This window comes from Clostridium sp. YIM B02506 (assembly GCF_022324845.1).
Lineage (GTDB): Bacteria > Bacillota > Clostridia > Clostridiales > Clostridiaceae > Clostridium_T > Clostridium_T intestinale.
In genome coordinates, this window is sequence record NZ_JAKGTG010000011.1 from 88,705 (window position 1) to 111,771 (window position 23,067).

The 23,067-nt window shown below is 28.7% G+C and carries 23 protein-coding genes and 1 other annotated feature (1 of these 24 only partly in view); of the genes, 13 read left to right on the plus strand and 10 right to left on the minus strand.

The genetic code is table 11. From position 1 onward, the window contains the following. Positions 1-201: a binding site (T-box leader), on the plus strand (it extends 7 nt beyond the left edge of the window). Between the two features lie 48 nt (positions 202-249). Next, positions 250-1,941 (plus strand): arginine--tRNA ligase, encoded by a 1,692-nt coding sequence (argS, locus tag L1S49_RS10615; protein ID WP_238904263.1) that lies wholly within the window; start codon positions 250-252, stop codon positions 1,939-1,941. A 3-nt stretch (positions 1,942-1,944) separates the two neighbouring features. Continuing rightward, positions 1,945-2,736, plus strand: a complete 792-nt coding sequence (locus L1S49_RS10620) for a ribonuclease H-like domain-containing protein (RefSeq protein ID WP_238904265.1) — start codon at positions 1,945-1,947, stop codon at positions 2,734-2,736. A gap of 32 nt (positions 2,737-2,768) precedes the next feature. Here the strand turns inward: L1S49_RS10620 and L1S49_RS10625 are convergent, their stop codons facing one another. The 3 genes from L1S49_RS10625 to L1S49_RS10635 are packed head-to-tail and all read right to left on the minus strand — an operon-like array spanning position 2,769 to position 4,929. Then, entirely contained in the window at positions 2,769-2,921 is a 153-nt protein-coding gene (locus tag L1S49_RS10625) for a FeoB-associated Cys-rich membrane protein (protein ID WP_238904267.1), read from the minus strand. After that, complete coding sequence (gene feoB, locus L1S49_RS10630) at positions 2,918-4,696, minus strand: ferrous iron transport protein B (protein ID WP_238904269.1); 1,779 nt, start codon at positions 4,694-4,696, stop codon at positions 2,918-2,920. The genes L1S49_RS10625 and feoB overlap by 4 nt, the downstream gene beginning before the upstream one ends. A 14-nt stretch (positions 4,697-4,710) precedes the next feature. Continuing rightward, on the minus strand, positions 4,711-4,929 hold the full coding sequence (locus tag L1S49_RS10635) for a FeoA family protein (RefSeq protein WP_073015634.1): 219 nt from the start codon (positions 4,927-4,929) through the stop codon (positions 4,711-4,713). A gap of 164 nt (positions 4,930-5,093) precedes the next feature. Here L1S49_RS10635 and L1S49_RS10640 point away from each other — a divergent pair, with 164 nt between their 5' ends. Together L1S49_RS10640 and L1S49_RS10645 are read left to right on the plus strand one after the other, a co-directional pair. Further along, on the plus strand, positions 5,094-5,822 hold the full coding sequence (locus tag L1S49_RS10640) for an HAD-IB family hydrolase (RefSeq protein WP_073015636.1): 729 nt from the start codon (positions 5,094-5,096) through the stop codon (positions 5,820-5,822). 18 nt (positions 5,823-5,840) lie between these two features. After that, the gene (locus L1S49_RS10645; protein ID WP_238904272.1) at positions 5,841-6,617 is read left to right on the plus strand and encodes a ribonuclease H-like domain-containing protein; all 777 of its coding nucleotides are present in this window, start codon (positions 5,841-5,843) and stop codon (positions 6,615-6,617) included. A 19-nt stretch (positions 6,618-6,636) separates the two neighbouring features. Here the strand turns inward: L1S49_RS10645 and L1S49_RS10650 are convergent, their stop codons facing one another. Then, positions 6,637-7,494 carry a ComEC/Rec2 family competence protein gene (locus L1S49_RS10650; protein ID WP_238904274.1) on the minus strand — a complete coding sequence of 286 codons (858 nt, stop codon included), beginning with the start codon at positions 7,492-7,494 and terminating at the stop codon, positions 6,637-6,639. 130 nt (positions 7,495-7,624) lie between these two features. Between L1S49_RS10650 and L1S49_RS10655 the strand changes: the two genes are divergently transcribed. Continuing rightward, a complete protein-coding gene (locus L1S49_RS10655; RefSeq protein WP_073015643.1) occupies positions 7,625-8,347 on the plus strand; it encodes a lysophospholipid acyltransferase family protein in 723 nt (240 codons plus the stop codon). A gap of 160 nt (positions 8,348-8,507) precedes the next feature. Beyond that, entirely contained in the window at positions 8,508-10,271 is a 1,764-nt protein-coding gene (locus L1S49_RS10660; RefSeq protein ID WP_238904276.1) for a phosphoenolpyruvate carboxykinase, read from the plus strand. Between the two features lie 72 nt (positions 10,272-10,343). On the opposite strand, the gene L1S49_RS10665 is transcribed toward L1S49_RS10660, so the two are convergent. From L1S49_RS10665 to L1S49_RS10675, 3 genes are all read right to left on the minus strand, one after another. Next, positions 10,344-11,147: a putative ABC transporter permease gene (locus tag L1S49_RS10665; RefSeq protein ID WP_238904278.1), complete on the minus strand. Its 804-nt coding sequence runs from the start codon at positions 11,145-11,147 to the stop codon at positions 10,344-10,346. Between the two features lie 143 nt (positions 11,148-11,290). Continuing rightward, a complete protein-coding gene (locus tag L1S49_RS10670) occupies positions 11,291-11,497 on the minus strand; it encodes a DUF378 domain-containing protein (protein ID WP_021802340.1) in 207 nt (68 codons plus the stop codon). A 106-nt stretch (positions 11,498-11,603) separates the two neighbouring features. Continuing rightward, positions 11,604-12,071, minus strand: a complete 468-nt coding sequence (locus L1S49_RS10675; RefSeq protein ID WP_021802339.1) for an Lrp/AsnC ligand binding domain-containing protein — start codon at positions 12,069-12,071, stop codon at positions 11,604-11,606. Positions 12,072-12,311: 240 nt separating this feature from the next. Between L1S49_RS10675 and L1S49_RS10680 the strand changes: the two genes are divergently transcribed. Continuing rightward, positions 12,312-12,662, plus strand: coding sequence for a hypothetical protein (locus tag L1S49_RS10680; RefSeq protein WP_073015647.1), 351 nt, complete (start codon positions 12,312-12,314; stop codon positions 12,660-12,662). A gap of 16 nt (positions 12,663-12,678) precedes the next feature. Here the strand turns inward: L1S49_RS10680 and L1S49_RS10685 are convergent, their stop codons facing one another. Continuing rightward, positions 12,679-13,707 (minus strand): CehA/McbA family metallohydrolase, encoded by a 1,029-nt coding sequence (locus tag L1S49_RS10685; protein ID WP_238904280.1) that lies wholly within the window; start codon positions 13,705-13,707, stop codon positions 12,679-12,681. Between the two features lie 80 nt (positions 13,708-13,787). Here L1S49_RS10685 and L1S49_RS10690 point away from each other — a divergent pair, with 80 nt between their 5' ends. The 3 genes from L1S49_RS10690 to L1S49_RS10700 all read left to right on the plus strand — a co-directional run bounded on the left by L1S49_RS10690 (position 13,788) and on the right by L1S49_RS10700 (position 16,029). Further along, on the plus strand, positions 13,788-14,285 hold the full coding sequence (locus tag L1S49_RS10690; protein ID WP_021802336.1) for a gamma carbonic anhydrase family protein: 498 nt from the start codon (positions 13,788-13,790) through the stop codon (positions 14,283-14,285). Between the two features lie 19 nt (positions 14,286-14,304). Then, on the plus strand, positions 14,305-15,132 hold the full coding sequence (locus L1S49_RS10695; protein ID WP_073015652.1) for a S1-like domain-containing RNA-binding protein: 828 nt from the start codon (positions 14,305-14,307) through the stop codon (positions 15,130-15,132). An 81-nt stretch (positions 15,133-15,213) separates the two neighbouring features. After that, positions 15,214-16,029 carry an MBL fold metallo-hydrolase gene (locus L1S49_RS10700; RefSeq protein WP_238904283.1) on the plus strand — a complete coding sequence of 272 codons (816 nt, stop codon included), beginning with the start codon at positions 15,214-15,216 and terminating at the stop codon, positions 16,027-16,029. A gap of 49 nt (positions 16,030-16,078) precedes the next feature. On the opposite strand, the gene L1S49_RS10705 is transcribed toward L1S49_RS10700, so the two are convergent. Then, positions 16,079-18,691, minus strand: a complete 2,613-nt coding sequence (locus L1S49_RS10705; RefSeq protein ID WP_238904285.1) for a cation-translocating P-type ATPase — start codon at positions 18,689-18,691, stop codon at positions 16,079-16,081. Positions 18,692-18,875: 184 nt separating this feature from the next. Here L1S49_RS10705 and L1S49_RS10710 point away from each other — a divergent pair, with 184 nt between their 5' ends. Continuing rightward, positions 18,876-19,298: a YaaR family protein gene (locus L1S49_RS10710; protein ID WP_021802332.1), complete on the plus strand. Its 423-nt coding sequence runs from the start codon at positions 18,876-18,878 to the stop codon at positions 19,296-19,298. A 69-nt stretch (positions 19,299-19,367) separates the two neighbouring features. On the opposite strand, the gene L1S49_RS10715 is transcribed toward L1S49_RS10710, so the two are convergent. Continuing rightward, the gene (locus tag L1S49_RS10715) at positions 19,368-21,272 is read right to left on the minus strand and encodes an NAD(+) synthase (RefSeq protein ID WP_238904287.1); all 1,905 of its coding nucleotides are present in this window, start codon (positions 21,270-21,272) and stop codon (positions 19,368-19,370) included. 258 nt (positions 21,273-21,530) lie between these two features. Between L1S49_RS10715 and L1S49_RS10720 the strand changes: the two genes are divergently transcribed. Together L1S49_RS10720 and L1S49_RS10725 are read left to right on the plus strand one after the other, a co-directional pair. Next, positions 21,531-21,971, plus strand: a complete 441-nt coding sequence (locus tag L1S49_RS10720) for an NfeD family protein (protein WP_083553347.1) — start codon at positions 21,531-21,533, stop codon at positions 21,969-21,971. Beyond that, positions 21,972-22,922: an SPFH domain-containing protein gene (locus L1S49_RS10725; RefSeq protein WP_238904289.1), complete on the plus strand. Its 951-nt coding sequence runs from the start codon at positions 21,972-21,974 to the stop codon at positions 22,920-22,922. The last annotated feature ends 145 nt before the right edge of the window (positions 22,923-23,067 follow it).

Consider the following 23,067-nt stretch of genomic DNA (forward strand, 5'->3'; position numbering starts at 1 on the left):
CTATGATAAGAAGAGTAGTTTAATTAAAACCTAAAGCGAGCAGGAGTTTGGTGAGAGCCTGTAGGAGTGAGATTAAATGAAGAGAGCCTTTGAGACATTATTTGAAAGCTTAGGGTAAGTAAAATAAATCGCATTTCAGCGTTAAAGAATTGAGTGGCATTTATGCAACAAGAGTGGTACCGCGGATATTTCGTCTCTTTATTATTAAAGAGGCGTTTTTTATTTTATAAAAATAGAGGAGGAAACTAAATGAATTACAAAAGTCTAATAGCTGAAAGAATTAGTTCATTAATAGATTTAGATAAGGAAGAGATAGAAAAGGCTATCGAAATTCCACCAAGAGGTGAAATGGGAGATTATGCTTTTCCATGTTTTCAGTTAGCAAAGGTTTTAAGAAAAGCACCTAACGCTATAGCTACAGAACTTAAAGAAAAATTCAATAGTGAAGGTTTTGAGAAAGTTGAAAACTTAGGACCATATTTAAACTTCTTTGTAGATAAAGGAATGTTTAATAAAAACACAATAGAAAACATCCTAACATTAGGAGATAATTATGGAGCTTCAGAATTAGGGGAAGGAAAACCTGTATGTGTTGAATTTTCATCACCCAATATAGCAAAACCTTTCCATGTAGGTCACTTATTTACTACAGTTATAGGAAACTCTTTATATAAGATGTTTAATTATCAAGGTTACAAAGCAGTGGGAATAAACCACTTAGGAGACTGGGGAACACAGTTTGGTAAACTTATCTCTGCATATAAAAGATGGATTGATGAGGAAGCTTTAGAAAGGGAACCTATAAATGAACTTTTAAGAATATATGTTAAATTCCATGATGAGGCTGAAAAAGATCCTAGCTTAGATGATGAAGGAAGAATGTGGTTTAAGAAGCTTGAAGATGGTGATAAAGAAGCTACTGAGCTTTGGGAAAGATTCACTAAACTTTCTTTAAAAGAATTTAATAATGTATATGATGAATTAGGAGTTAAATTTGATTCTCTTGCAGGAGAAGGCTTTTATAATGATAAAATGGATGTAGTTATAAAAGAACTTGAGGAGAAAAAATTATTAACTGAAAGTAATGGAGCTAAGGTTGTTATGCTTGAAGATTACAACATGCCTCCATGTATAATATTAAAATCAGATGGAGCTACTATATATGCTACAAGAGATTTAGCAGCTGCTATGTATAGAAAGAAAACTTATGATTTTGATAAAAGTATATATGTAGTTGGTACACCTCAAGCTCTACACTTTAAACAAGTATTTAAGGTTTTAGAACTTGCAGGACATGAATGGGCTAAAGATTGTGTTCATGTAGGATTTGGATTAGTTAAATTTGCAGATAGAAAGCTTTCTACAAGAAAAGGTGAAGTAGTATTATTAGAAGACCTTTTAAAAGAAGCAAAAGATAGAGCATTAGAAGTAATAAATGAAAAAAATCCAACACTTGAAAATAAAGAAGATGTTGCTAAAAAGATAGGTATAGGGTCAATAGTATTTACTTATCTTAAAAACTCAAGAGAAAAAGATATATTATTTGATTGGAAAGAGATGTTATCTTTTGAAGGAGAAACAGGTCCATATGTTCAATACTCCTATGCAAGAGCTAACAGTATATTAAGAAAAGTTGGGGAAACTAGTGGAGAAGCTAGTTATTCTGGTTTAGATTCAAAAGAAGAATTTGAATTAATTAAAACTTTAGAAGCATTTAATAAAAATATATTAAATGCACTTGATAAATTAGAACCTTCTATAGTAACAAGATATGTTGTTGATGTTGCAAAAGCTTTTAACAAATTCTATAATGCCCATACTGTAGCAAACCTAGAAGACGAAAAATTAAAAAATGCTAGAATAAATTTAGTAAAAGCTACATGCCAAGTTATTAAAAATGCTTTAAATCTTCTTGGTATTGAAGTAGTAGAAAAGATGTAAAAAATGATAATAAGGGATTCTAAATTACTTTGTGATTTAGATGAAAATATAGTTAGAAATTACACTCTTGATAATTTAGTATTTTTTGATATTGAAGCCACAGGGTTTAATGTAAAAAAAGATTGGGTTTTTGCCCTTTCTTTTTGTACCATTGTTGAAGGTTACTTAGTAGGGAAAACATTTGTTTGCAATAACATTAAAGATGAAAAAGCGTTAATAGAAAAGTTTATAAATATTATAGAAAATAAAGGGTTATGCAGTTATAACGGAAAGGCCTTTGATGAACCGTTTTTAAGAAAAAGAGCTTTAATATATGGAATAGATTTTCCTGAAAATATATCTCATCGTGATTTATATAGGGAAATAAGACCATATAAAAATGGATTAAATATAGAGTCTTTATCATTAAAGGATATTGAAAAAACATTAAACATAGATAGAAATGAAGAAACTACAGCAGTTGAGTGTATGCACTTATATAAAAGGTATTTAGAAACATCAAATGAAAAGTTTTTGAATAAGATTATAAGGTACAACTTTAATGATGTTAGATCTCTTCCATATATATTCAATTTAATTAACGAAGTTAAATCTAAAAATATAATTAGAGAAGATGTAATAGATGAGATAAAAAGAAAAGAAATATTAAGATTATGTTTAAATAATAATATATTCTTGGAAGAATCTATAAGCAGCAATATATCTAAAAAAGCTGGTGGAAGAATACTCTTTAAACTATATAACAAAGATATAAGCAAAAAAGAAATAGAGGATATCATTAATAATAGTTATTGATGATAAAAAAATAAAACTCCTAAAAAAGAGTTTTATTTTTTTATCTTTATTTTATCATCATATTTTGGGCAGTGAGTATCACAATCACTACAATTACATTCACCTTTTGAGGATTTTTTGATATTTCTATAAATTATATATCCAGAAAGAATAACTAGGACAATAGTTATAAGTATTTCTATCATAATAAAAACCACCTTATTAATATTCCACAGCTATAAATAAAATATGAAACTATCCATGCAATAAATAGCTGATTTATCACTGATAATAGTGTGAATTTAGTACCGTACTCCTTTTTTAGTGCCCCTATTGTAGAAACACAAGGAACATAAAGTAGTACAAATACCATAAATGATAAAGCAGATAAAAAATTAAAGTAATTAGGCAAAATTAAATCTAGATTACCTCCATATATTATGCCCATTGTTGAAATAACAGTTTCTTTTGCAAGTATACCAGTTAGTAGAGATACGGCAGCTTGCCAGTTTCCAAATCCTAAAGGAGAAAATATAGGTGCAATAAAATTACCTATATAAGCTAGGAAACTTGAATTTATATCTGTTACTAGTCCAGAAAAATTAAAATTAGATAAAAACCATATGATGACACTCATAGCAAATATAATTGTACCAGCTTTTTTTAAGAACCCTTTTCCTTTATCCCAAGTATGTTTGAATACATTTTTAGGTTCAGGCAATTTATATTCAGGAAGTTCAATTATAAATGGTTCCTCATCTTTTTTGAATATAGAGTTTTTGAAGAATATACCCAATAAAAATGCAACTAATATACCAAGAAAATATAATGATCCTACAATTAAAGCTTCTCTACCTTTAAAAAATATGCTTGCAAATACTAAATATACCGGTAGCCTAGCATTACAACTCATAAAAGGAACTAATAAAGCTGTTAGTTTTCTATCCTTTTCACTTTCTAAAGTTCGAGCAGACATAATAGCTGGAACAGTACATCCAAAGCCAACCATCATAGGAATGAATGCTTTACCTGATAAACCCATCTTTCTCATTAACTTATCCATTATAAAAGCAACTCTTGCCATGTAACCAGAGTCTTCTAATATAGAGATACAGAAAAACAAAGCTAAAATTACAGGTAATAATACAACTATTCCACCTACCCCAGCAATTATTCCATCTATTATAAGACTTCTAAACCAATCTGCTGATGTAGATAGAAGTGTCTCTACAGAGGGAAGTATAAACCCATTAAGTACTTGTTCATCAAGCCAATCTGACAAAGGAATTCCAACCCAAGAAAATGTAAACTTAAATATAAACATCATAATAAGTATAAAAATAGGATAAGCTAAAATAGGATTTAATAATATTTTATCTATAAAATCATTACTTGAGTTTTTTGAAGTTTCACTTTTTATAAATGACTTGTCCACAAGTTTATCCAAAAAAGCATAAGCTTCTTTTTCATTATAAAAGCTAAAAGTTTTTTTGGAATATGATTTAGGAAAATCATGATTTGCAATTAAAGTTTTAATTTCATCTATTCCAATTCCTTTACTAGCACTTAAAGGTATTATTTTTACACCTAACTCTTTTTCTATTAAAGGAATATCAATTTTTATTGATTTTTTTTCAACTATATCCATCATATTTAATAATAGAACTATAGGAATATTAAAAGCTTTAAGCTGAGTAGTCAGGTATAGATTTCTAACTAAATTTGATGCGTCAACTATATTTAAAATAACATCAACATGTCCATCTTCTAAGAATTTTTTAGAGACCTTTTCTTCATTTGAAAATGTGTCCATGGCATAAATACCAGGTAGATCAACTATTTTAACATCCTTTAAGTAGCCTTCTTTCTTTTCAACAGTAACCCCAGCCCAGTTACCTACATATTGATTGGAACCAGTAAGTTCGTTAAAAAGAGTGGTTTTACCTACATTAGGATTTCCTAGCAAAGCAACAGTTGTCATTAAATTCCCTCCTCTTATCTTACAAAAATATTTTTAGCATCTTTTTTTCTAAGGGCAAAATCAGTACCTCTCAAATTCACAATAAGAGGGTCTCCTAAAGGTGCTATGTTTTTTAATGTAATTTTAGTTCCTTCTATACAACCAAGAGCTAGAAGTCTCTTAGTAAGCTTATCATCACAATTAATTTTTGTAATTATACCTGTATCACCAGGTTTTAAATCGCAAATGCACACTATTAACACCCCACACTGAAAATCAATATCGTGAGTATGATACCACTATAAATATATATAGTCAAGAAAATAACAAGCTTTAAGTAGGATTATATAGATTTTTATATTGAAATGGTGCTTTAAATAGTGATAAAATAAAGATTAAAAAACTAAGGAGGTAGGCTATGAAAAAAATAGCAGCATTTTTTGATATAGATGGAACATTATATAGAGAAGGTTTAATAACAGAAGTATTTAAAAAAATGATAAAATATGAAATAATAGAATCAGAGAGATGGTATAAAGAAGTTAGGCCTAAATTCCTTAGCTGGGATAGAAGAGAAGGAGATTATGACTCTTATCTTCTAAAGATGATAGATATATATATGGAAGCAATAAAAGGTATAAATAGACACAATATTGAATTTATTGCTAAAAGAGTTATTGAGCAAAAAGGAGATAGGGTTTATACTTTTTCTAGAGAGAGAATTAAATGGCATAAGGAACAAGGGCATGTTTTAGTTACCGTATCAGGTTCACCTGTTGAGCTTGTAAGAGAAATGGCTATGAAATATGGTTTTGATGACTTTAAAGGCTCTATATATCTCTTAGATGAAAAGGAAAAATATACAGGTGAAGTAGTTCCTATGTGGGATTCTGTAAGTAAGCAGAAGGCTGTAGATGAAATTGTAGAAAAATATGATATAGATCTTGATCAAAGTTATGCTTATGGAGATACATCAGGTGATTTTACAATGTTTAAGGCAGTTAAACATCCTTATTGCATTAATCCAACTAAAGAGCTATTAGATAAAGTTAGAGAGGAGGATAGCATTAGAGAAAAGATAAAGGTTGTTGTTGAAAGGAAAGACGTTACGTATAATTTAGATATAGACAACATTCAATATGTGTAAAAGAAAGAGTGAGCGCTAGTGATAATAAGGGAAAATACTATAAGGATTGATGAGCCTACTAAAGAAAATATGTTGGAGGCTCAAGACGACTTATCCTTTGAAGATGCTGTGTTTTTTGATTTAGAGCATTATGTTTATAAGAAACCTAAATGTGTTGGCGTATTTGGCGCTTGTTATTTCTCTCCTGTAAATTCAGAAATAAAAGTCACTCAATATATGATTGAAAATAGAGAAGAAGTCAAGGATATTTTAATTTTGGCTAAAAGATACCTAGAGGATATTTGTGAAAATGAAGGCAAGAGCTCTATAGTTACTTTTTCAGGTAATAATGACTTTACAGTAATTAATTACTTATTCAATAAATACAAAGTGGATTTTTCTTTTGAAGAACACTTTAAATCTGTTGATCTACAAAAAGAATATGAAAAAGTGAAAAAAGAAAGTATTGGATTAAAAAATTTAGAGAAATTATTCAATATTGAAAGAGAAAATGGAGACCTTATCTCTGGAGCAAATCTAGCTAAAACTTTTCACAAAGTCCTAAAGGATAAAGACTACATATTTAGAATGCCTAAGGAAAAGATAGAAAAGATATTAGTTTATAATGAGGCGGATGTAGTTAATCTATTTCATATATATAAAGATTGGAAACAATATATGATAGTAGAAAAAGAAGAAGAGGAAATCGAAGAAGTAGAAGATATAGAAGATATAGAAGATGTAGAAGATGTAGAAGAGATTGAGAAAATAGAGGAAGAATTTCAGGAGGAAATAAAAGAGAGCTGTACAATTTAGTGCAACTCTCTTTTATTATTTACTGTTTTTTTATGTTAGTTCCATCTGAAACAAGAACTATTGTACCATCTAAGTCAGTTCTATAATATTTAACCTTATTATCTTCTAAAGCTTTTATAGTTTCTTTATGTGGATGACCATACTTGTTGTTTTTACCACAAGATATAATTGCTATACTTGGATTAACTGCCTTTAGGAAATCCTTAGAAGTAGATGTGGAGCTTCCATGATGACCAACCTTTAGAACATCGGATTCTAAATTGTATCCTTTTTTTAATGTTTCTTTTTCAGACAGTTTTTCTGCATCTCCAGTAAACAACATAGAATTATTACCATAGGTTAATTTAATTATAGGTGAATAGTTATTAGCATCTTCATAGCTATCACTATTTGGTGCAAAAACCTCTAACTGGACATCAGAATCAAAATCTATAGTTGATCCAGCTTTTAAAGGTTTGATTTTTAAGTCTTTATTTTTTAGTTCTCTAATCATGCTTTCAAAAGCTTTAGTTGTAGAGGTAGATTTTGGAGCATAAAAATTAGTGATTGAGTATTTTTTTATAACTTCATCCATATTTCCAATATGGTCTTCATCTGGATGAGTTGCTATTACAGCATCAAATTTTTTTATATTTAATTTTTTTAAGTAATCTAAAAATTTGTCTTCAGCTTTTTGTGTAGATGAGTCAATAAGCATGTTTTTATCTTTATATTGTATAAGTATTGCATCTCCTTGATCTACATCTATAAAATGCACCTTAACCATATTTGATGTTTCTGAATCAGATTTATCAATAGAGGCTAAGTCACAAGAAAATAGAAAGGAAGATAGTAGTATTAAAAAAGCCATTAATATATTAATAGATATTTTTTTCATAAGTTACTCCTTTTAATAAATTACTCCCTACAGTGTACCACTTTATGCTAATTAAGAAAAGTTATTAATACTTGAACTTTCTATAAGGGGTAAGTATAATTAAGAAGATGATTTTGAGGTGGTGTTATAAATGAAGTTAATTTTTATGTTAATTTCTTATGGGATTTATATGATTGGCCTAAGAATTAAGGGAAGTATATATAAAATTTTAAAGAAATTTTCAACTAAGGAAAAAGCAGAAGCATATAGAGATAGAGTTGTTTTTAACTGGGCTAATTTTACTATTAAAATAATAGGACTTAAAGTAAATGTAGTTGGAAGAGAAAACATACCTAAGGAAGCCTGCGTTTTTATATCAAACCATCAGAGTATTTTAGATATTCCAGTGCTTTTTTACGGAGCTCATAGAGTTATGGGATTTATAGCTAAAAAGGAACTACTTAAAGTACCTGTAATTGGTTATTGGTTAAAGGTTGCTCATTGTGTACCTATTGATAGGGAAAATGTTAGAGAAGCTATTAAGGTAATACAAATAGGGTCTGAAAACTTATTAAAGGGAGACTCTATGGGAATATTTCCTGAAGGGACTAGAGCAAAAGATGGAATCATGAAACCTTTAAAGAAGGGAAGTTTAAAGCTTGCAACTAAAGCTAAAGCACCCATAGTTCCAGTTACTATAAATGGAACCTATAAAGCCTATGAATTAAATAAAAAAATTCAAAGTGCAGAAGTAACAATTATTTTTGATAAGCCTATATATACTGATAATATAAGTAGGGAAGAAGAAAGAGAGCTGCATACTAAGGTTCAAGATGTTATAATGAAAAATTTAGAGAAATTGCAAAAAGAGTAGATTAGTCTACTCTTTTTTGTTAGAATTTTGTTACTTGTAAGAAAATTGAAAAAACATTTAACAAAAATTGCAAATTTTGTGTTATAATTTTATGGTAATCCAATATTGAAATAAAAAATGAAATATTTATGTTGAGAATAATTCAGAATGGGGGATTGTTATGCGCAAAGAGTTTTCCTTAAGTAATGACAAAGCAACTATTAATTTCACAGCTAAGTATTGCGACAACTATGAAACTCTTTTAGAAAGTGACGGTTTTAAAAGAGTATTAGAAACATTTTTATTAAAGTCTAAGAAAAAATATTCTCATAGTTATAGGTTTTTAGTAGAAGGTTTTAAATCAGAGGATTTAGATTTTATAAGAATGGAAGTAACTAATATATTTAAAGTTCTAACAGTAATGAGTTTAGAAGAAATCGTAAAGATAAAAGATAACTATGAGGAACTTTTAATAAATAAGGATGAATTTGTTAATTTTATTGAAAACCTATATCTTTTTTGGCGAAGGTTAGAAAGATACACTATAATTTATGCAAATAGAGTTAAGACTGGTTTAGCAGCCGTTAGTTTTACGGAAATTAATTCTCAATTTACAAAATTGATATTGAGACTTTATAGAAAAATAGAAAAAAACATAATAGGATTTAATCCTAATGTATTTAGACAACTAAGTGCAGGTGCTAATGCAAGTTTAATGCTTACTAGCATTAATTGGGAAGTGCCAGAAGAGTATAAGGCATTAGAAAAGATACCATTTATAGATACAATTTTATTATCTACACCATTTATAACATATCCTAAAAAGAATACAAGAGATGGTATGTTTAGTGAAGTAAAATATAATCCATTAGAAAATGGAACAATAAATAAAGATCATTGGTTTTGTTATCCTGCTAAAATTGGCGAGTTAATGGCATTTTTATATTTTCATAGAGATTTTATGGAACATGGTATAACCTTATGCAATTTGTTTGAACTTGCTAGAGAAGAAGATTATAGAGGTAAAAAACCAGACATAATATATGTTTTTGGTGCTAGAGAATCTGGTGAAGAAATTAAAACAGTATTTTATGATGATGAAAAGAATGATATCATGCTTGGATATGTAAGCCATTCAGAAGATATAGACTATTTTGGTTATATGAAAAAGATGAGCCTTACACTTCATAATCTTATAATGATAAAGAGAAGTTTTTTACCTATACATGGAGCTATGGTTAATATAGTATTAAAGAATGGAAAAGAAGCAAACGTTATAATTATGGGGGATTCAGGTGCAGGAAAATCAGAAAGCTTAGAGGCATTTAGAACCTTAAGCGAAGAACATATTTCCGATATGACTATAGTATTTGATGATATGGGTACTATTAAAGAAAAAGATGGTAAGATTTATGGGTATGGAACTGAAATAGGTGCTTTTGTAAGATTAGATGATTTAGATCAGGGGTATGCCTTTAAGGAAATGGATAGAAGTATATTTATGAACCCAGATAAAATTAATGCTAGATTAGTTATGCCTGTAGCCTCTTATAAAGAGATAATGAAGGGCTATAAGGTAGACTTATTTTTGTATGCAAATAACTATGATAATGTAGAAGAGGGTGAAAATTCTATTCAATACTTCAGCTCACCTAAAGAGGCAATAAAGGTATTTAAAGCTGGAGCTAGAATGGCTAAAGGAACCACTACAGAAAAAGGATTAGTAGAATCGTATTTTGCAAATCCATTTGGACCAGCTCAAAAGCAAAAAGAGTGTGATATTTTATTAGATAAATATTTTAATAATTTATATAAAGCAGAAGCTAAGGTTGGACAAATGAAAACATGTTTAGCAATACAAGGATTAGAGAAAGAAGGCCCAAGAAAAGCTGCTTTAGAACTGTTTGAAATAATTTCAAATGAGTTAAACACCTCTGAATTATAGAAGATTTTATGGAAATTCTTAATTAAAGTTACTAGAGAGTAAAGCTAAAAGCTATCACGAAATGTGATAGCTTTAATTTTTTAATGAATTTATTTTATTCTTTATTTCAGTTAATATAGAATCGAATTTTTTAGATTTTATATTTGGAAAGGCATTTATTAATCTTCTATGATTTAGGTTAATATTGTTAAGTGAATTTTCATATTTACTTTTTAGATCCTTAAGATTTTGTTCGATATTTTGAGCCGCATCCATGGCTATTTCTTTAGTTGTACTAAACAAATATTCATATCTATCTTTAATTTCAGCTGATATATTATTTAAACTATTAAATAGGCTATTTAGCCTAATTAAAGATGATAAGGTGAAAAATACATCAGTTAAAAAATATATAAGAATTAAATAGGCTATAGGGTTTAATACAACAGCCGGAACTAAGTTAACTAAAGATGCTATTAATGGGTGAATTACTTTTATTATAAATACAACTGCCACTCCCCATAGTAGAGAAAAACTTAAACATATTCTTCCTTTAATATTAAAAGCATTGTCGCTATAGTCCCACCATCTTGAATTAAAGAATGTTTCAAGTATAAAGCCTGTAATATATTCTACTAAAGAAACTAAAATAGTTGCAAAAATATATAATAGAATAATGTTATCATTAAAACGCTCTAAAGATATTATAGCTAATACAATTCCTGTACCATATATTGGACAAAAGGGACCATATAAAAACCCTCTATTAACAAAAAATCCTCTAACTTTATATGCATAACATACCTCTGTTAACCAACCTAATAAGGAGTAAATAAAGAAATAAAGAAATAATTCATAGATATTAGTATTAGATATAGCTGATAAGATATAAATCACTCCTTTCGAACATTAACTATAGTATATTATACAATAATTACATAGATATGAACAATTTAAAAGTAGATATATAAATTTCATCAAAATTAATGTTTTTTTAACATAAATAACTCTCTTTCCGAAGAAAGAGAGTTATTTATAAATTAATCGATTGAATTAGTTCTGTCTTTAGCGAAAAATGATATAGCATATAATCCACAAATTCCAACTATAGCATATATCACTCTTGAAACTGCAGACATATTGCCAAATAGTGATGCTACTAGGTCAAAATTGAAGAAACCTATTAGTCCCCAGTTTACAGCACCTATAATAACTAAGATAAGTGCTAGAGTATCTAATGTCTTCATAAATACACACTCCTTTTTAATTATTTACAACTATTATTTTAACCACAAAAAAAATATATATGTATTTATGAAATAAAAATAAGTCACCCATTAGGGTGACTTAAAATTACAATTGAATATTTCTGTCAACTGGTTGAGAAAGTGATATTATAGTATCAGTTCTTTGAATACCAGTTACTGTGTTAATTTTATTCATAAGTAAATCTTGTAGATCTGATATGTTTTTGCAGATTACTTTTGCAAGTATAGAATAATCTCCTGTAGTTAAATGTAGCTCCACAATTTCCTTTATTTTTGATAACTCATCAAAAACATAATTGAAAGATGAAGTTTTATCTACATATATACCAACAAAACAACAAACATCATAGCTTAGTTTAGGTAAATTTAAAACTATTCTTGTTCCTCTGATTATACCTAAGTCTTCCATTTTTTTCATTCTAACGTGGATAGTTCCACCAGAAACATGACAAATTCTTGCTATCTCTAAATAAGGAGTTCTACAATCTTTAATTAATATGTCTAATATTTGTAAGTCTAAATCATCTAAGTTTGATAATTGATTCATAGACATGTTATCACCTCTTAAGTTTGATATTTTACTTTTTAATTTTATCAAATTCTAATTAAAATTTCCACAAAATAATATAAAAATAAAAAAAAATTTAAAAAATTTTTATTATATTATTAATTAATTGCCTATATTTGAATAAATACTTGTATTAATATAACAATATTAAATACAAGTATTGAAAATGATTTAAATATAAACTAATATAATTATGTAGATAAAATTTTAGGGAGGAGTGAGGAAATGGCTGGCATTTTGATTTTTATACTACAATTTCTAGTATTAGGTGTTGTTATATTTGGAGTATTTACTTTATTAAGAAAATTTGTTTTTAGTAAGGTGAAAATAAATAAGTGGATTCCTTTAGCAATTGCAATTGTATTATTTATAATTCAATTTTTTGTTCAAAGAATTAATGGATACGCTGGATTAGCTTTAACTGTATTTGTATTAATATTCTTTATGTGGTTTTTAGATGTTCATCAAGGAATAGGCCCAAGCGGTAAACCTAAAGGAAAACAAATAGAGATAAGATCTAAGGCAAAACCAAATAGAGCTAAACAATTTTATAAAGATAAAGAAGATAAGAAATAAAAGCTCAATTGAGCTTTTATTTTTTGTCTTCTATAAATATAGGAGAGGTCATAGCTATTTTTCCACCATCTTGATAAATTTTAATTACGTACCATTTTAGTGCCTCATCAAAGGGGATTTTTATTAGGTATTTGACTTTATTCAAATTAATTTTATCAAGGGTTTTTACTACACTTCCACCATTTGAAAGTATTTCAATTTTATTTACGGTATATTTAGGATCATAAGCGTAAATAAAAAATTCTAATTCTTTTATCTTGTCTAGTAATATAATTTCTCCCATAAAGTGGTTATTTATAGAAAAATAAGTTTTTAGAGTTTTAGATTCAGTAGAATAGGTTCGTCTATTTCTAAAGGCATCCATAATTGTTTTTCTACTGAAATCATTACATACAACACATGTAAGGTTTTCTGAGTCACCAAAATTCATTCGATGATTATCTTGACCATTTATAGCACCTAGTCTCCAGCCGTCATCTAAGAGCTTATAATAGTATTTAAAGTGGCGTATATATTTATGAGGAGGAGAGCCATTAGCCACTTCTATAGAGGTAATGAAGTGATTTAATATAGGATGATAGTTAAGTTTGCTTATGGGACTATGAGGATGGTTTATAAATATTAACCCATCAGGTTGATTTAGCATCCATAAAAAAACACTTCGCATGTCATTAATAACTCCTGTAAAATAATTAGATACATTAACAATGTTAAGGTCACCCCAAGGATTACTCCTGCTTTCAAACCCCAATATTGCTAATGGATACTTATTTTTTTTATTATATTTAGTTAAGGATTCTTTTAAATAGTGCCACTTAGTTTTTTTTGAACCTTCTTTTTTTAGAGGTTCCTTAAGAGAGGAGTTATGGTCTGTTAATATAATAAAGTCTATAGATTTTTTTGCTGCATACTCAAGTGCTTCAAGAGGACTTCCCCTCCCTGTTGAAATTTCAGTATGGCAATGGGGAATACCGTAGTAAAATTTTAATTTAGAATCTATCAAAGCATTAGCGTTATAGCTAAAAATATTTTCTTTACTACCCATTGGAGTCCTTCTTTCAAAAAGTATTTATATATTATATAATAATATGATGGATAGTAATTTTATGCTAAAAGGAGGAAATTATGATTAAAGAGTTTTTAGATAAAAAGCCAATGATTCATGAGGGGACCTTTATTGCTGAGAATTCCACAATAGTAGGAGATGTTGAGATAGGTAAAGACTCTTCTATATGGTTTGGTGCTGTTATAAGAGGAGATGAAAATAGTATAAAAATTGGTGAAGGTAGTAATGTTCAGGATAATTCAATTATTCATGTGGATGAACATAAGGTGACTATAGGTAACTTTGTTACAGTGGGCCATGGAGCTATATTACATGGATGCGATATAGAAGATGAGGTTCTAATTGGAATGGGAGCAACTGTTTTAAGTGGAGCTAAAATTGGTAAAAATACTATTATAGGAGCAGGCGCTTTAGTGAAAGAAAATGCTAACATACCAGAAGGCGTTTTATGTGTTGGCATTCCAGCTAAGGTTGTAAGAATACTAAATCAAGAAGAAAGAAATGGACTTAAAGAGCATAGCATAGAGTACATTAAGCTATCAAAAAAATATAAGTAAATGAACATTTGGAGGAAAAATGATTAAACTAGGTGAATATAATGAACTTGAAGTTGTTAAAGTAAGAGATTTTGGAGTTTTTGTTACAGATGGTGAACAAGAAATATTAATTCCAAAGGGAAGTTTAACAGGCAGAACACTAGAAGTTGAACAAAAGATAGAAGTTTTTATATATAGAGATTCAGAAGATAGAATAATAGGAACATTAAAAAAGCCTTTAGCTACTGTTTTTAATTTAGCATATCTTAAGGTTGTAGATGAATCTAATATAGGTTCTTTTGCAGATATAGGAATAGGCAAAGATGTGTTAATCCCTTTAAAAGAACAACTATACAAATTAAATGTTAATGATAAATATTTATTATATATGTATATTGATAAAACAGGAAGATTAGCAGCTACTACAGATATAGAAGACTATTTAGATATAGCAGAAGGATATGTGTTAGATCAAGAAGTTAAAGGCATAGTATATGAAATTAATGAAAATGGAACACTTAAGGTTGCAGTTGAAAGCAAATACAAAGGTTTAATTCTTAAAAATGAGTATTATGAGTATATAGCCATAGGTTCAGAAGTAAGTGTTAGGATTAGAAGAATATATGAAGATGGAACTTTAGGACTTACTCCTAGGAAGAGAAAACTAGATGAAAGAGAAGTTCTTACAGAAAAGATATTAAAGTACTTAAATGATAATAATGGATTTATGCCGTTTAATGATAAATCATCTCCTGAGGACATAAGAAGAATATTTAATGCTAGTAAAAATTATTTTAAAATGTCTTTAGGTGGTCTTATGAAGGAAGGCGTAATAGAACAAAAAGAAGATGGTACGTACTTAAAGTAAAATTAAAGCTCAGTTTAACTGAGCTTTTTTGCATTTATAAGATAAAAATACAAATACTAATTGAAGAAGGGAGGCTTTTAAATGAAGAAAAAGCATATATCTTTATTTTTCATAATATGGTTATTAGTATTTTTAACATGTAGATTTTCTTTTATAAATATCAAAGTAAGTGCAACTGAAAACAAACCAGAAGTACATTTTATAGATGTAGGGCAAAGTGACTGTGCCTTAATAAAAAATGGAGATGAGAATTATCTTATAGATAGTGGAGATAAAACTGAAAGTAGTAAGGTGATTAAATATTTAAAAGATCAAGGAGTTGAAAAGCTTGATTTTATTATATTAACTCATTACCATGGAGATCATTATGGGGGGCTTTATGATATAACTAAAAACATTAAAACCGATATTGTATATGTTCCTAAGTTTTATGTAGTTGAAGAGGAGAGAGTTAAGGCAATTAAATCTTTAATAAATACTAATACTTCTTTTGGAATTATAGAAAAAGGATGGACCTATGAAAAAGATGGTTTGAGCTTAAAGGTATTATTACCATCAAAACCTCATGAGTCTTTAGAAAACAATGATTCTTTAGTTATAAGAGGAGATATAAATAAAAATAGTTATTTATTTATGGCTGATTGTGAGTTTGATGAAGAAAAAGAGTTATTAGACATGAAGGAAATAGAAAATATAGATGTTCTTAAACTTGGGCATCATGGACTTGATACTTCTTCTTCAGAAGAGTTTTTAAAGAAGGTAAATCCTAAATATACAGTTATAAATTGTGATGGAAAAGAAAGTCCTGATAAAGCTGTAATTGATAGATTAAAAACCTTAGAAACTAAAATATTAAGAACAGATATAAATGGAAACATAGTATTTACTCAAAAATAATAGAAAAAATAAGCTGTGCACAATAATTAACAAGGTGCACAGCTTATTTTTATCTTTTTCTAAAAAGAATTTTTATTAATTCATTTAATATAAAAGGAATTAAGGATAATAATATAACAAATCCCCAATCTCTAGCTGTTAGTGTATATACCTTAAAGATTTGAGCAATAGGAGGTATAGAGATTATTGATAATTGAAGTAATATACCTACACATATAGCTCCTAAAAGATATTTATTTGTAAGTGGACCTATCTCAAATAAAGTTTTTTTAGGATTTCTAACACTTAGAGAATAAAATAATTGTGAAACAGCAAGAACAACAAATGCCATGGTTTGAGCATGCATTAATGAATCGGGATATAAATGTTCTCCAACTCTAAATGCAACAAGAGTAAGTGCACCCATAATTGCACCATTAATAGCTAAAAGAACTCCAAACCTGCCTGAAAATAAGCTTTCTTTAGGATCTCTAGGTGGATCATTCATAACACCTTTATCTCCAGGGTCAACACCTAAAGAAAGGGCAGGAAAACTATCAGTTATAAGATTAACCCATAATATGTGTATAGGCAGAAGTGGTGTATCCCAGTTAAGGAGTATAGCAACAAATAAAGTTACAATTTCACCAAAATTACAGCTTAAAAGAAAAATAATAGATTTTCTTATATTGTTATATATATTTCTACCTTCTTCTACAGCTGAAACAATTGTCGTAAAGTTGTCATCTGTAAGAATCATGTCTGCGGCTCCTTTAGCTACATCTGTACCTGTAATTCCCATAGCAACACCTATATCAGCTGTTTTCAGTGATGGAGCATCATTAACACCATCACCAGTCATAGAAACTATATTTCCATGAGATTTAAATGCTTTAACTATCTTAACTTTATGTTCTGGCGAAACTCTCGCAAATACTTTATAATCTTTTATATTTTCATTGAAGGTTTCTTCAGTAAACTTATCAATTTCATCTCCTGAAATAGTCTCATCTATACTTTCAGCTATTCCAAGTTCTTTGGCTATTGCAAAGGCTGTGTTTCTATAATCACCTGTAATCATAATAGGAGTGATGCCTGCACTTTTACATAGTTTAATAGAATCTCTAACTTCAAGTCTAGGAGGGTCGATCATTCCCATCATACCAACATATATAAGATTTGTTTCTAAAGAGTCTATAGATACATTAGAAGAATCAATTTCCTTATAAGCACAAGCGAGTACTCTTAAAGCTTCATCTGACATTTCATCTGCTGCCTTTAAAATGGATTTTCTAACTTCATCATTTAAGTCAACTATATCTTCTCCAAGTAAAGCCTTATTCGATATTTTTAATATGCTATCTATAGCACCTTTAGTAAATACCTTTAAGCCACCTTCATGTTTATTAACTGTTGTCATAAGCTTTCTGTCAGAATCAAAAGGAATTTCATCAATCCTTTGAAATTGGTCATTTAAGCTTTCTTTAAATAAGTTATATTTAACACCAGCTTCTAATAAAGCTATTTCTGTAGGATCACCTGTTTTAGATTTTTCTGTATATGTAGCATCATTACATAAAATCATTCCATGGACTAAAAGCTTATTTGAAGGTTTTTCTAATTCTATATTATCAATATTTAATAAAGAGTTATCTGCATAAAACTTAGTTACTGTCATTTTGTTTTGAGTTAAGGTACCAGTTTTATCTGAACATATTATATTTACTGAACCTAGAGTTTCAACAGCAGGTAACTTTCTAATAATAGCATTTTCTTTAATCATTCTCTGTACGCCCATTGCTAATACTATAGCAACAATAGCTGGAAGACCTTCTGGTATAGCGGCAACAGCAAGGCTTATTGCAGTTAAAAACATTTCAAGCATATCTCTGCCTTGGAATAAAGCTATAACAAAAATTAAACCACATATAAAAATTGCAGCAAAACCTAAAGTTTTACCTAATTGAGCAAGTCTTTTTTGAAGAGGTGTAGTGTCTTCCTCAGCCTCATCTATCATTTTAGCAATTTTACCTATTTGAGTGTCCATAGAAGTTCCAACAACAACACCAATTCCTCTACCATAGGTTGCAAGAGTGGACATAAAAGCCATGTTGTGCTGATCCCCAATAGTAACATTATCTTTTTCGATAGTTATCATGGCATCTTTATCTGCGGGAACAGATTCACCGGTAAAAGCAGCTTCATCAATCTTTAAATTAGCACTTTCAATAAGTCTTAAATCCGCAGGAATGAATCTACCAGCATCTATTACAACTATATCTCCAATCACTACTTCTTCAGATGGGACTTCTTTTAGTTCACCACCTCTTTTAACAATAGCTTTAGGTGTTGACAGTTCTTTTAATGCTTCTAAAGCCTTTTCTGCCTTAGACTCTTGAACAACTCCTATAATTGCATTAATAAAAATAACTATAAGAATTATGATAGAATCACTTATTTCTCCAACCATGGCTGAAATTATTGCAGCACCAAACAAAATATATATCATAACATCTGCAAGTTGAGAAATAAAAAGCTGAAGCAAAGTTTTTTTCTTTTTAGTTGAAAGTCTGTTTGGTCCATACTCTGATAATCTTTTTTTCGCTTCTTCATCGCTTAAACCAGTGGAAATATTCGAATTTAATTCTTTTAAAACTGTCTCAGAGGTTTTTGAAAACCACATATATAAATTACCACCTTTCTTTAATTTATAAAATAGTATATATTTATAGAATATATATAATAGACTAAAAAAATACGTTGTTATATTGTTGAATATTATGAAAAAAATGCTTTTAGCTATTCTAAATATATATATTTAAATTAATTTAACTTTAGATTATAATTGTTTTAGAGGTGAGTAGTAGGTGGAGATTAAAAGAGTCGGAAAAAATACTAGAATAGATACTGAGAGAAAAATTTCGAGTTCTAGAAAAGATTTTTCTCAAAGCTTTAATCAAGCAAGAGATAGAAGATCAGGTGAAGAACTTAAAAGGATGATAGACGATATCAAAAAAAGAGGAAATAGATTAGTTTTAACAAAGACCTATGCTGACGTAGCTGCTTATAAAAGAATGATTAAAGATTATCTTGAATCTATTTTAAAATACATGTATGACTTAAAAAAAGATGTTAGTTTCTGGCAGACACAATATTTCTTAACTGTAGATACCATAGATGGAAAACTTGAAGAGCTAACTAATATGCTTTTAAGTGAAGAGAGAGAAAATTTAAATATTGCTTCTACTATAGATGAAATTCAAGGTTTGATAGTAGATATTTATAGATAAAGAATTTTTATAAATTGAAAGAGACGGCTAAACTTATTAGCCCGTCTCTTTATGCTTATATTAACTTTATTAAAACCAACTGTTTGGAGAAGCATCTGATGGCATTCTCCAATCTCCTCTAGGTGATAATGATATTGTACCAACCTTTGGACCATCAGGAAGTGCACTTCTTTTAAATTGTTGAGAGAAAAATCTCCATAAAAATTTATCTAACCATTTTTTTATTACTTCTTCAGAGTAATCATTTTTAAATGCATTTTTAGCTAAGAACATAATCCTTTCAGGAGAGGAACCATGTCTTATAAAATGATATAAGAAGAAATCATGAAGTTCATAAGGACCAACTATATCTTCTGTTTTTTGAGCAATTTCACCATTTTCATCTTTAGGAAGAAGTTCAGGAGAAACTGGAGTATCTAATATATCAAGTAAAGTCTCATTAACTTCTTTTGATGACTCAAAATCAGCTACGTATTTTACTAAATATCTAACCAAGGTTTTTGGTATTGAGGTATTAACGGAATACATGCTCATATGGTCTCCGTTATAAGTACACCATCCAAGAGCAAGCTCTGAAAGATCTCCTGTTCCAACTAGTATCCCGCCTTCTTTGTTAGCTAAGTCCATTAATATCTGAGTTCTTTCTCTTGCTTGAACATTTTCATAAGTTACATCATGTATGTTTTTATCATGGCCAATATCTTCAAAATGTTTTAAGCAAGCTTCAACAATATTTATTTCTCTTAAATCGCAACCAAGTTCTTTGCACAAAGTTAAGGCATTATTATAAGTTCTATCAGTTGTTCCAAAACCAGGCATAGTAATAGTTAAGATATTTTTTCTATCTAAACCTAATAAATCAAAGGTTTTTACTATTACAAGTAAGGCTAGAGTGGAGTCTAGTCCTCCAGATATACCTATTACAGCTTTTTTAGACTTTGTATGTTCTAATCTTTTTGCTAAAGCTGAAGATTGAATATTAAATATTTCTCTACAGCGAATTTCTCTTTCTTTTTCTGCAGAAGGAACAAAAGGATGTTTAGATATAAATCTATCAAAGTTTTTTATTGAAGTATCTTTAAAAGAAATAGGTATTAATTTTGGCTCATTAGTTAATATTTTTGATGAATCCCTAAAACTTATATTTTTACTTCTTTCCGAATTAAGTTTAAATATATCTATAAATCCATATAATACTTCATTTTCTCTTTGGAACCTTTCGTTTTCATTTACGGTTCCTCCATTTTCACTAATTAATAAGTGACCGGAGAAGAGTAAATCTGTAGTAGATTCATGAACTCCTGCTGAAGCATAAATATAAGCTCCCATACAGCGAGCACTTTGATTTTCTACAAGTAGTTTTCTATAAGTACTTTTAGATACTAGTTCATTTGAGGCAGAAAGATTACAAATTATATTTGCGCCCATAAGTGAAAGCTGAGAAGATGGAGGTATAGCTACCCATAGGTCTTCACAAATTTCGATTCCAACCTTAAGGTCTTTATAACCAAATATTAGGTTGGTTCCAAAAGGGATATCTTGTTGGAAAAACAAATCAACCTTTTTATCTAAAAGATTTAAGCCTTCAGTAAACCATCTTTTTTCATAAAATTCAGTATAGTTAGGAATAAAGGATTTGGGAACTATGCCAAGTATCTTTCCTTCAAAAATTGCAAAAGCACAGTTATATAGGTTATAATTATATAAAAGAGGTGCTCCTACAATAATCAAGATATCTTTATCTTTAGAATCTGCACATATGGTATGCAAACCTTCATAAGCTTTTTCTATTAATATTTTCTGAGTAAATAAATCTCCACAAGTATAAGAGGTAATAGATAGTTCTGGAAAAACTAATAATTTAGTATTATTTTTATAGGCTTCATTTATTTGAATTATAATATTTTCAACATTATAATTTACGTCAGCTACCCTTAACTTAGGGCAAGCAGCTCCGACTTTTACAAAATCCATAACATCATCTCCAAAAATTATTATTTAAATTTAATATGCTGAAATTCTATCTTTTTATCCAAAGGACAAAGTTCCATTAAATTTATTATATAAATTTATAATAATTAGAAAATATAAGAAAATCAACAAAAAACATAGAAAGACTATGCTAAATTGCTTAATATAGTATAAAAAAACCTATAAAGAGTTTAAAAATAAGTTGTAAATAATCTGTAACTAGTGTATAGTATAGATATAAAGAAAAAAGGAGGTAATTAATTGAATACGGCGATTATAATCATTTGGATCATTATAGCTCTTACATTTCTTTTAGTAGATGTATTTACTTCATCTTTTCTATTTGTTTGGTTTGGAATTGGAGCACTTGTAGCATTGGCTTCATTGATATTAGGAGCACCGCTAGAGCTACAAATAGTAATTTTTCTAATTTCAAGTTTGATAGCTATAGCTATTGGATATCCTTGGGCTAGAAAAAAATTCAAAGTAAATATAAAACAAATTAAAACTAGAGAAGAAGAATTTATTGGAACTATCCATAAATCAGAAAAAGATATTATTGAAAAATCAAGCATAACACTTGATGGAGTTTTATGGAGAGTTATAAATAGAGGAGAAATAATAAATAAAGGAGATAGTTTTGAAATTATCGAATTAAAAGGAAACCAAATTATCATTGAAAAATTGAAAGGAGAACTTTAAATGGAAGGTTTAATTGGTTTAATTATTGTTATTGTTATTGCTGTAATAGTACTATCAATAATACTTAGTTCTGTAAAGGTAGTAAACACAGGTAATTTATATGTATTAGAGAGGTTTGGACAATTTTATAGAGTTTTAGAGCCAGGTTGGCACTTTACTATACCTTTTGTAGATTTTGTTAGAAGAAAAGTTTCTACAAAACAACAAATTTTAGATATTCAACCTCAAGCAGTTATTACAAAGGATAATGTTAAAATATCTATAGATAACGTTATTTTCTTTAAAGTTTTAAATGCAAAAGATGCTGTTTATAACATAGAAGATTTTAAATCAGGTATAATTTATTCAACCATAACTAATATGAGAAATATTGTAGGTAACATGACTTTAGATGAAGTTTTATCAGGAAGAGATATAATTAATCAAGAACTATTAAAAGTTGTTGATGATATAACTGATGCTTATGGGATTAAAATTCTTTCGGTAGAAATTAAAAATATAATTCCTCCAGCAGAAATTCAACAAGCAATGGAAAAGCAAATGAGAGCTGAAAGAGATAAGAGAGCTGTTATACTTGAAGCAGAAGGTGCTAGACAATCAGCAATAGCTAGAGCAGAAGGTGATAAGCAATCAAAGATTCTACAAGCTGAAGCTGAAAAAGAAGCTAATATAAGAAGAGCTGAAGGATTAAAAGAGTCACAACTTCTTGAGGCTGAAGGTAAAGCTAAAGCTATTGAGGCTGTTGCAGTAGCTGAAGCTGAAGCTATTAGAAAAATAAATGCATCTATAATAGAATCAGGTACTAATGAAACAGTTATAGCTCTAAAACAAGTTGAGGCATTAAAAGAAATGTCTAAAAATCCAGCAAACAAACTTATACTTCCAAATGAAACACTTTCATCTTTAGGAAGTATAGCAGCAATAGCTGAGATGTTAAAGAATAAAAACTAAAAAATGTGAATATAATAATAATACCTTTTGGAGGCTACGTAGGCCTTTGCCGTCAGATATATCTGGCGGTTTTTTTTATTCTTTAGACCAGTTATAAAAAGTCAATAATTTTTTTGAATTTATTTTTGCTAAAAAGAGGTATACT

What these genes read in the sequence shown, in the direction of transcription:
- argS (WP_238904263.1), top strand. Translation starts at nt 250, where the DNA reads ATGAATTACAAAAGTCTAATAGCTGAAAGAATTAGTTCATTAATAGAT.
- L1S49_RS10620 (WP_238904265.1), top strand. Translation starts at nt 1,945, where the DNA reads ATGATAATAAGGGATTCTAAATTACTTTGTGATTTAGATGAAAATATA.
- L1S49_RS10625 (WP_238904267.1), bottom strand. Translation starts at nt 2,921, where the DNA reads ATGATAGAAATACTTATAACTATTGTCCTAGTTATTCTTTCTGGATAT.
- feoB (WP_238904269.1), bottom strand. Translation starts at nt 4,696, where the DNA reads ATGACAACTGTTGCTTTGCTAGGAAATCCTAATGTAGGTAAAACCACT.
- L1S49_RS10640 (WP_073015636.1), top strand. Translation starts at nt 5,094, where the DNA reads ATGAAAAAAATAGCAGCATTTTTTGATATAGATGGAACATTATATAGA.
- L1S49_RS10650 (WP_238904274.1), bottom strand. Translation starts at nt 7,494, where the DNA reads ATGAAAAAAATATCTATTAATATATTAATGGCTTTTTTAATACTACTA.
- L1S49_RS10655 (WP_073015643.1), top strand. Translation starts at nt 7,625, where the DNA reads ATGAAGTTAATTTTTATGTTAATTTCTTATGGGATTTATATGATTGGC.
- L1S49_RS10660 (WP_238904276.1), top strand. Translation starts at nt 8,508, where the DNA reads ATGCGCAAAGAGTTTTCCTTAAGTAATGACAAAGCAACTATTAATTTC.
- L1S49_RS10670 (WP_021802340.1), bottom strand. Translation starts at nt 11,497, where the DNA reads ATGAAGACATTAGATACTCTAGCACTTATCTTAGTTATTATAGGTGCT.
- L1S49_RS10675 (WP_021802339.1), bottom strand. Translation starts at nt 12,071, where the DNA reads ATGTCTATGAATCAATTATCAAACTTAGATGATTTAGACTTACAAATA.
- L1S49_RS10680 (WP_073015647.1), top strand. Translation starts at nt 12,312, where the DNA reads ATGGCTGGCATTTTGATTTTTATACTACAATTTCTAGTATTAGGTGTT.
- L1S49_RS10685 (WP_238904280.1), bottom strand. Translation starts at nt 13,707, where the DNA reads ATGGGTAGTAAAGAAAATATTTTTAGCTATAACGCTAATGCTTTGATA.
- L1S49_RS10690 (WP_021802336.1), top strand. Translation starts at nt 13,788, where the DNA reads ATGATTAAAGAGTTTTTAGATAAAAAGCCAATGATTCATGAGGGGACC.
- L1S49_RS10695 (WP_073015652.1), top strand. Translation starts at nt 14,305, where the DNA reads ATGATTAAACTAGGTGAATATAATGAACTTGAAGTTGTTAAAGTAAGA.
- L1S49_RS10700 (WP_238904283.1), top strand. Translation starts at nt 15,214, where the DNA reads ATGAAGAAAAAGCATATATCTTTATTTTTCATAATATGGTTATTAGTA.
- L1S49_RS10705 (WP_238904285.1), bottom strand. Translation starts at nt 18,691, where the DNA reads ATGTGGTTTTCAAAAACCTCTGAGACAGTTTTAAAAGAATTAAATTCG.
- L1S49_RS10715 (WP_238904287.1), bottom strand. Translation starts at nt 21,272, where the DNA reads ATGGATTTTGTAAAAGTCGGAGCTGCTTGCCCTAAGTTAAGGGTAGCT.
- L1S49_RS10725 (WP_238904289.1), top strand. Translation starts at nt 21,972, where the DNA reads ATGGAAGGTTTAATTGGTTTAATTATTGTTATTGTTATTGCTGTAATA.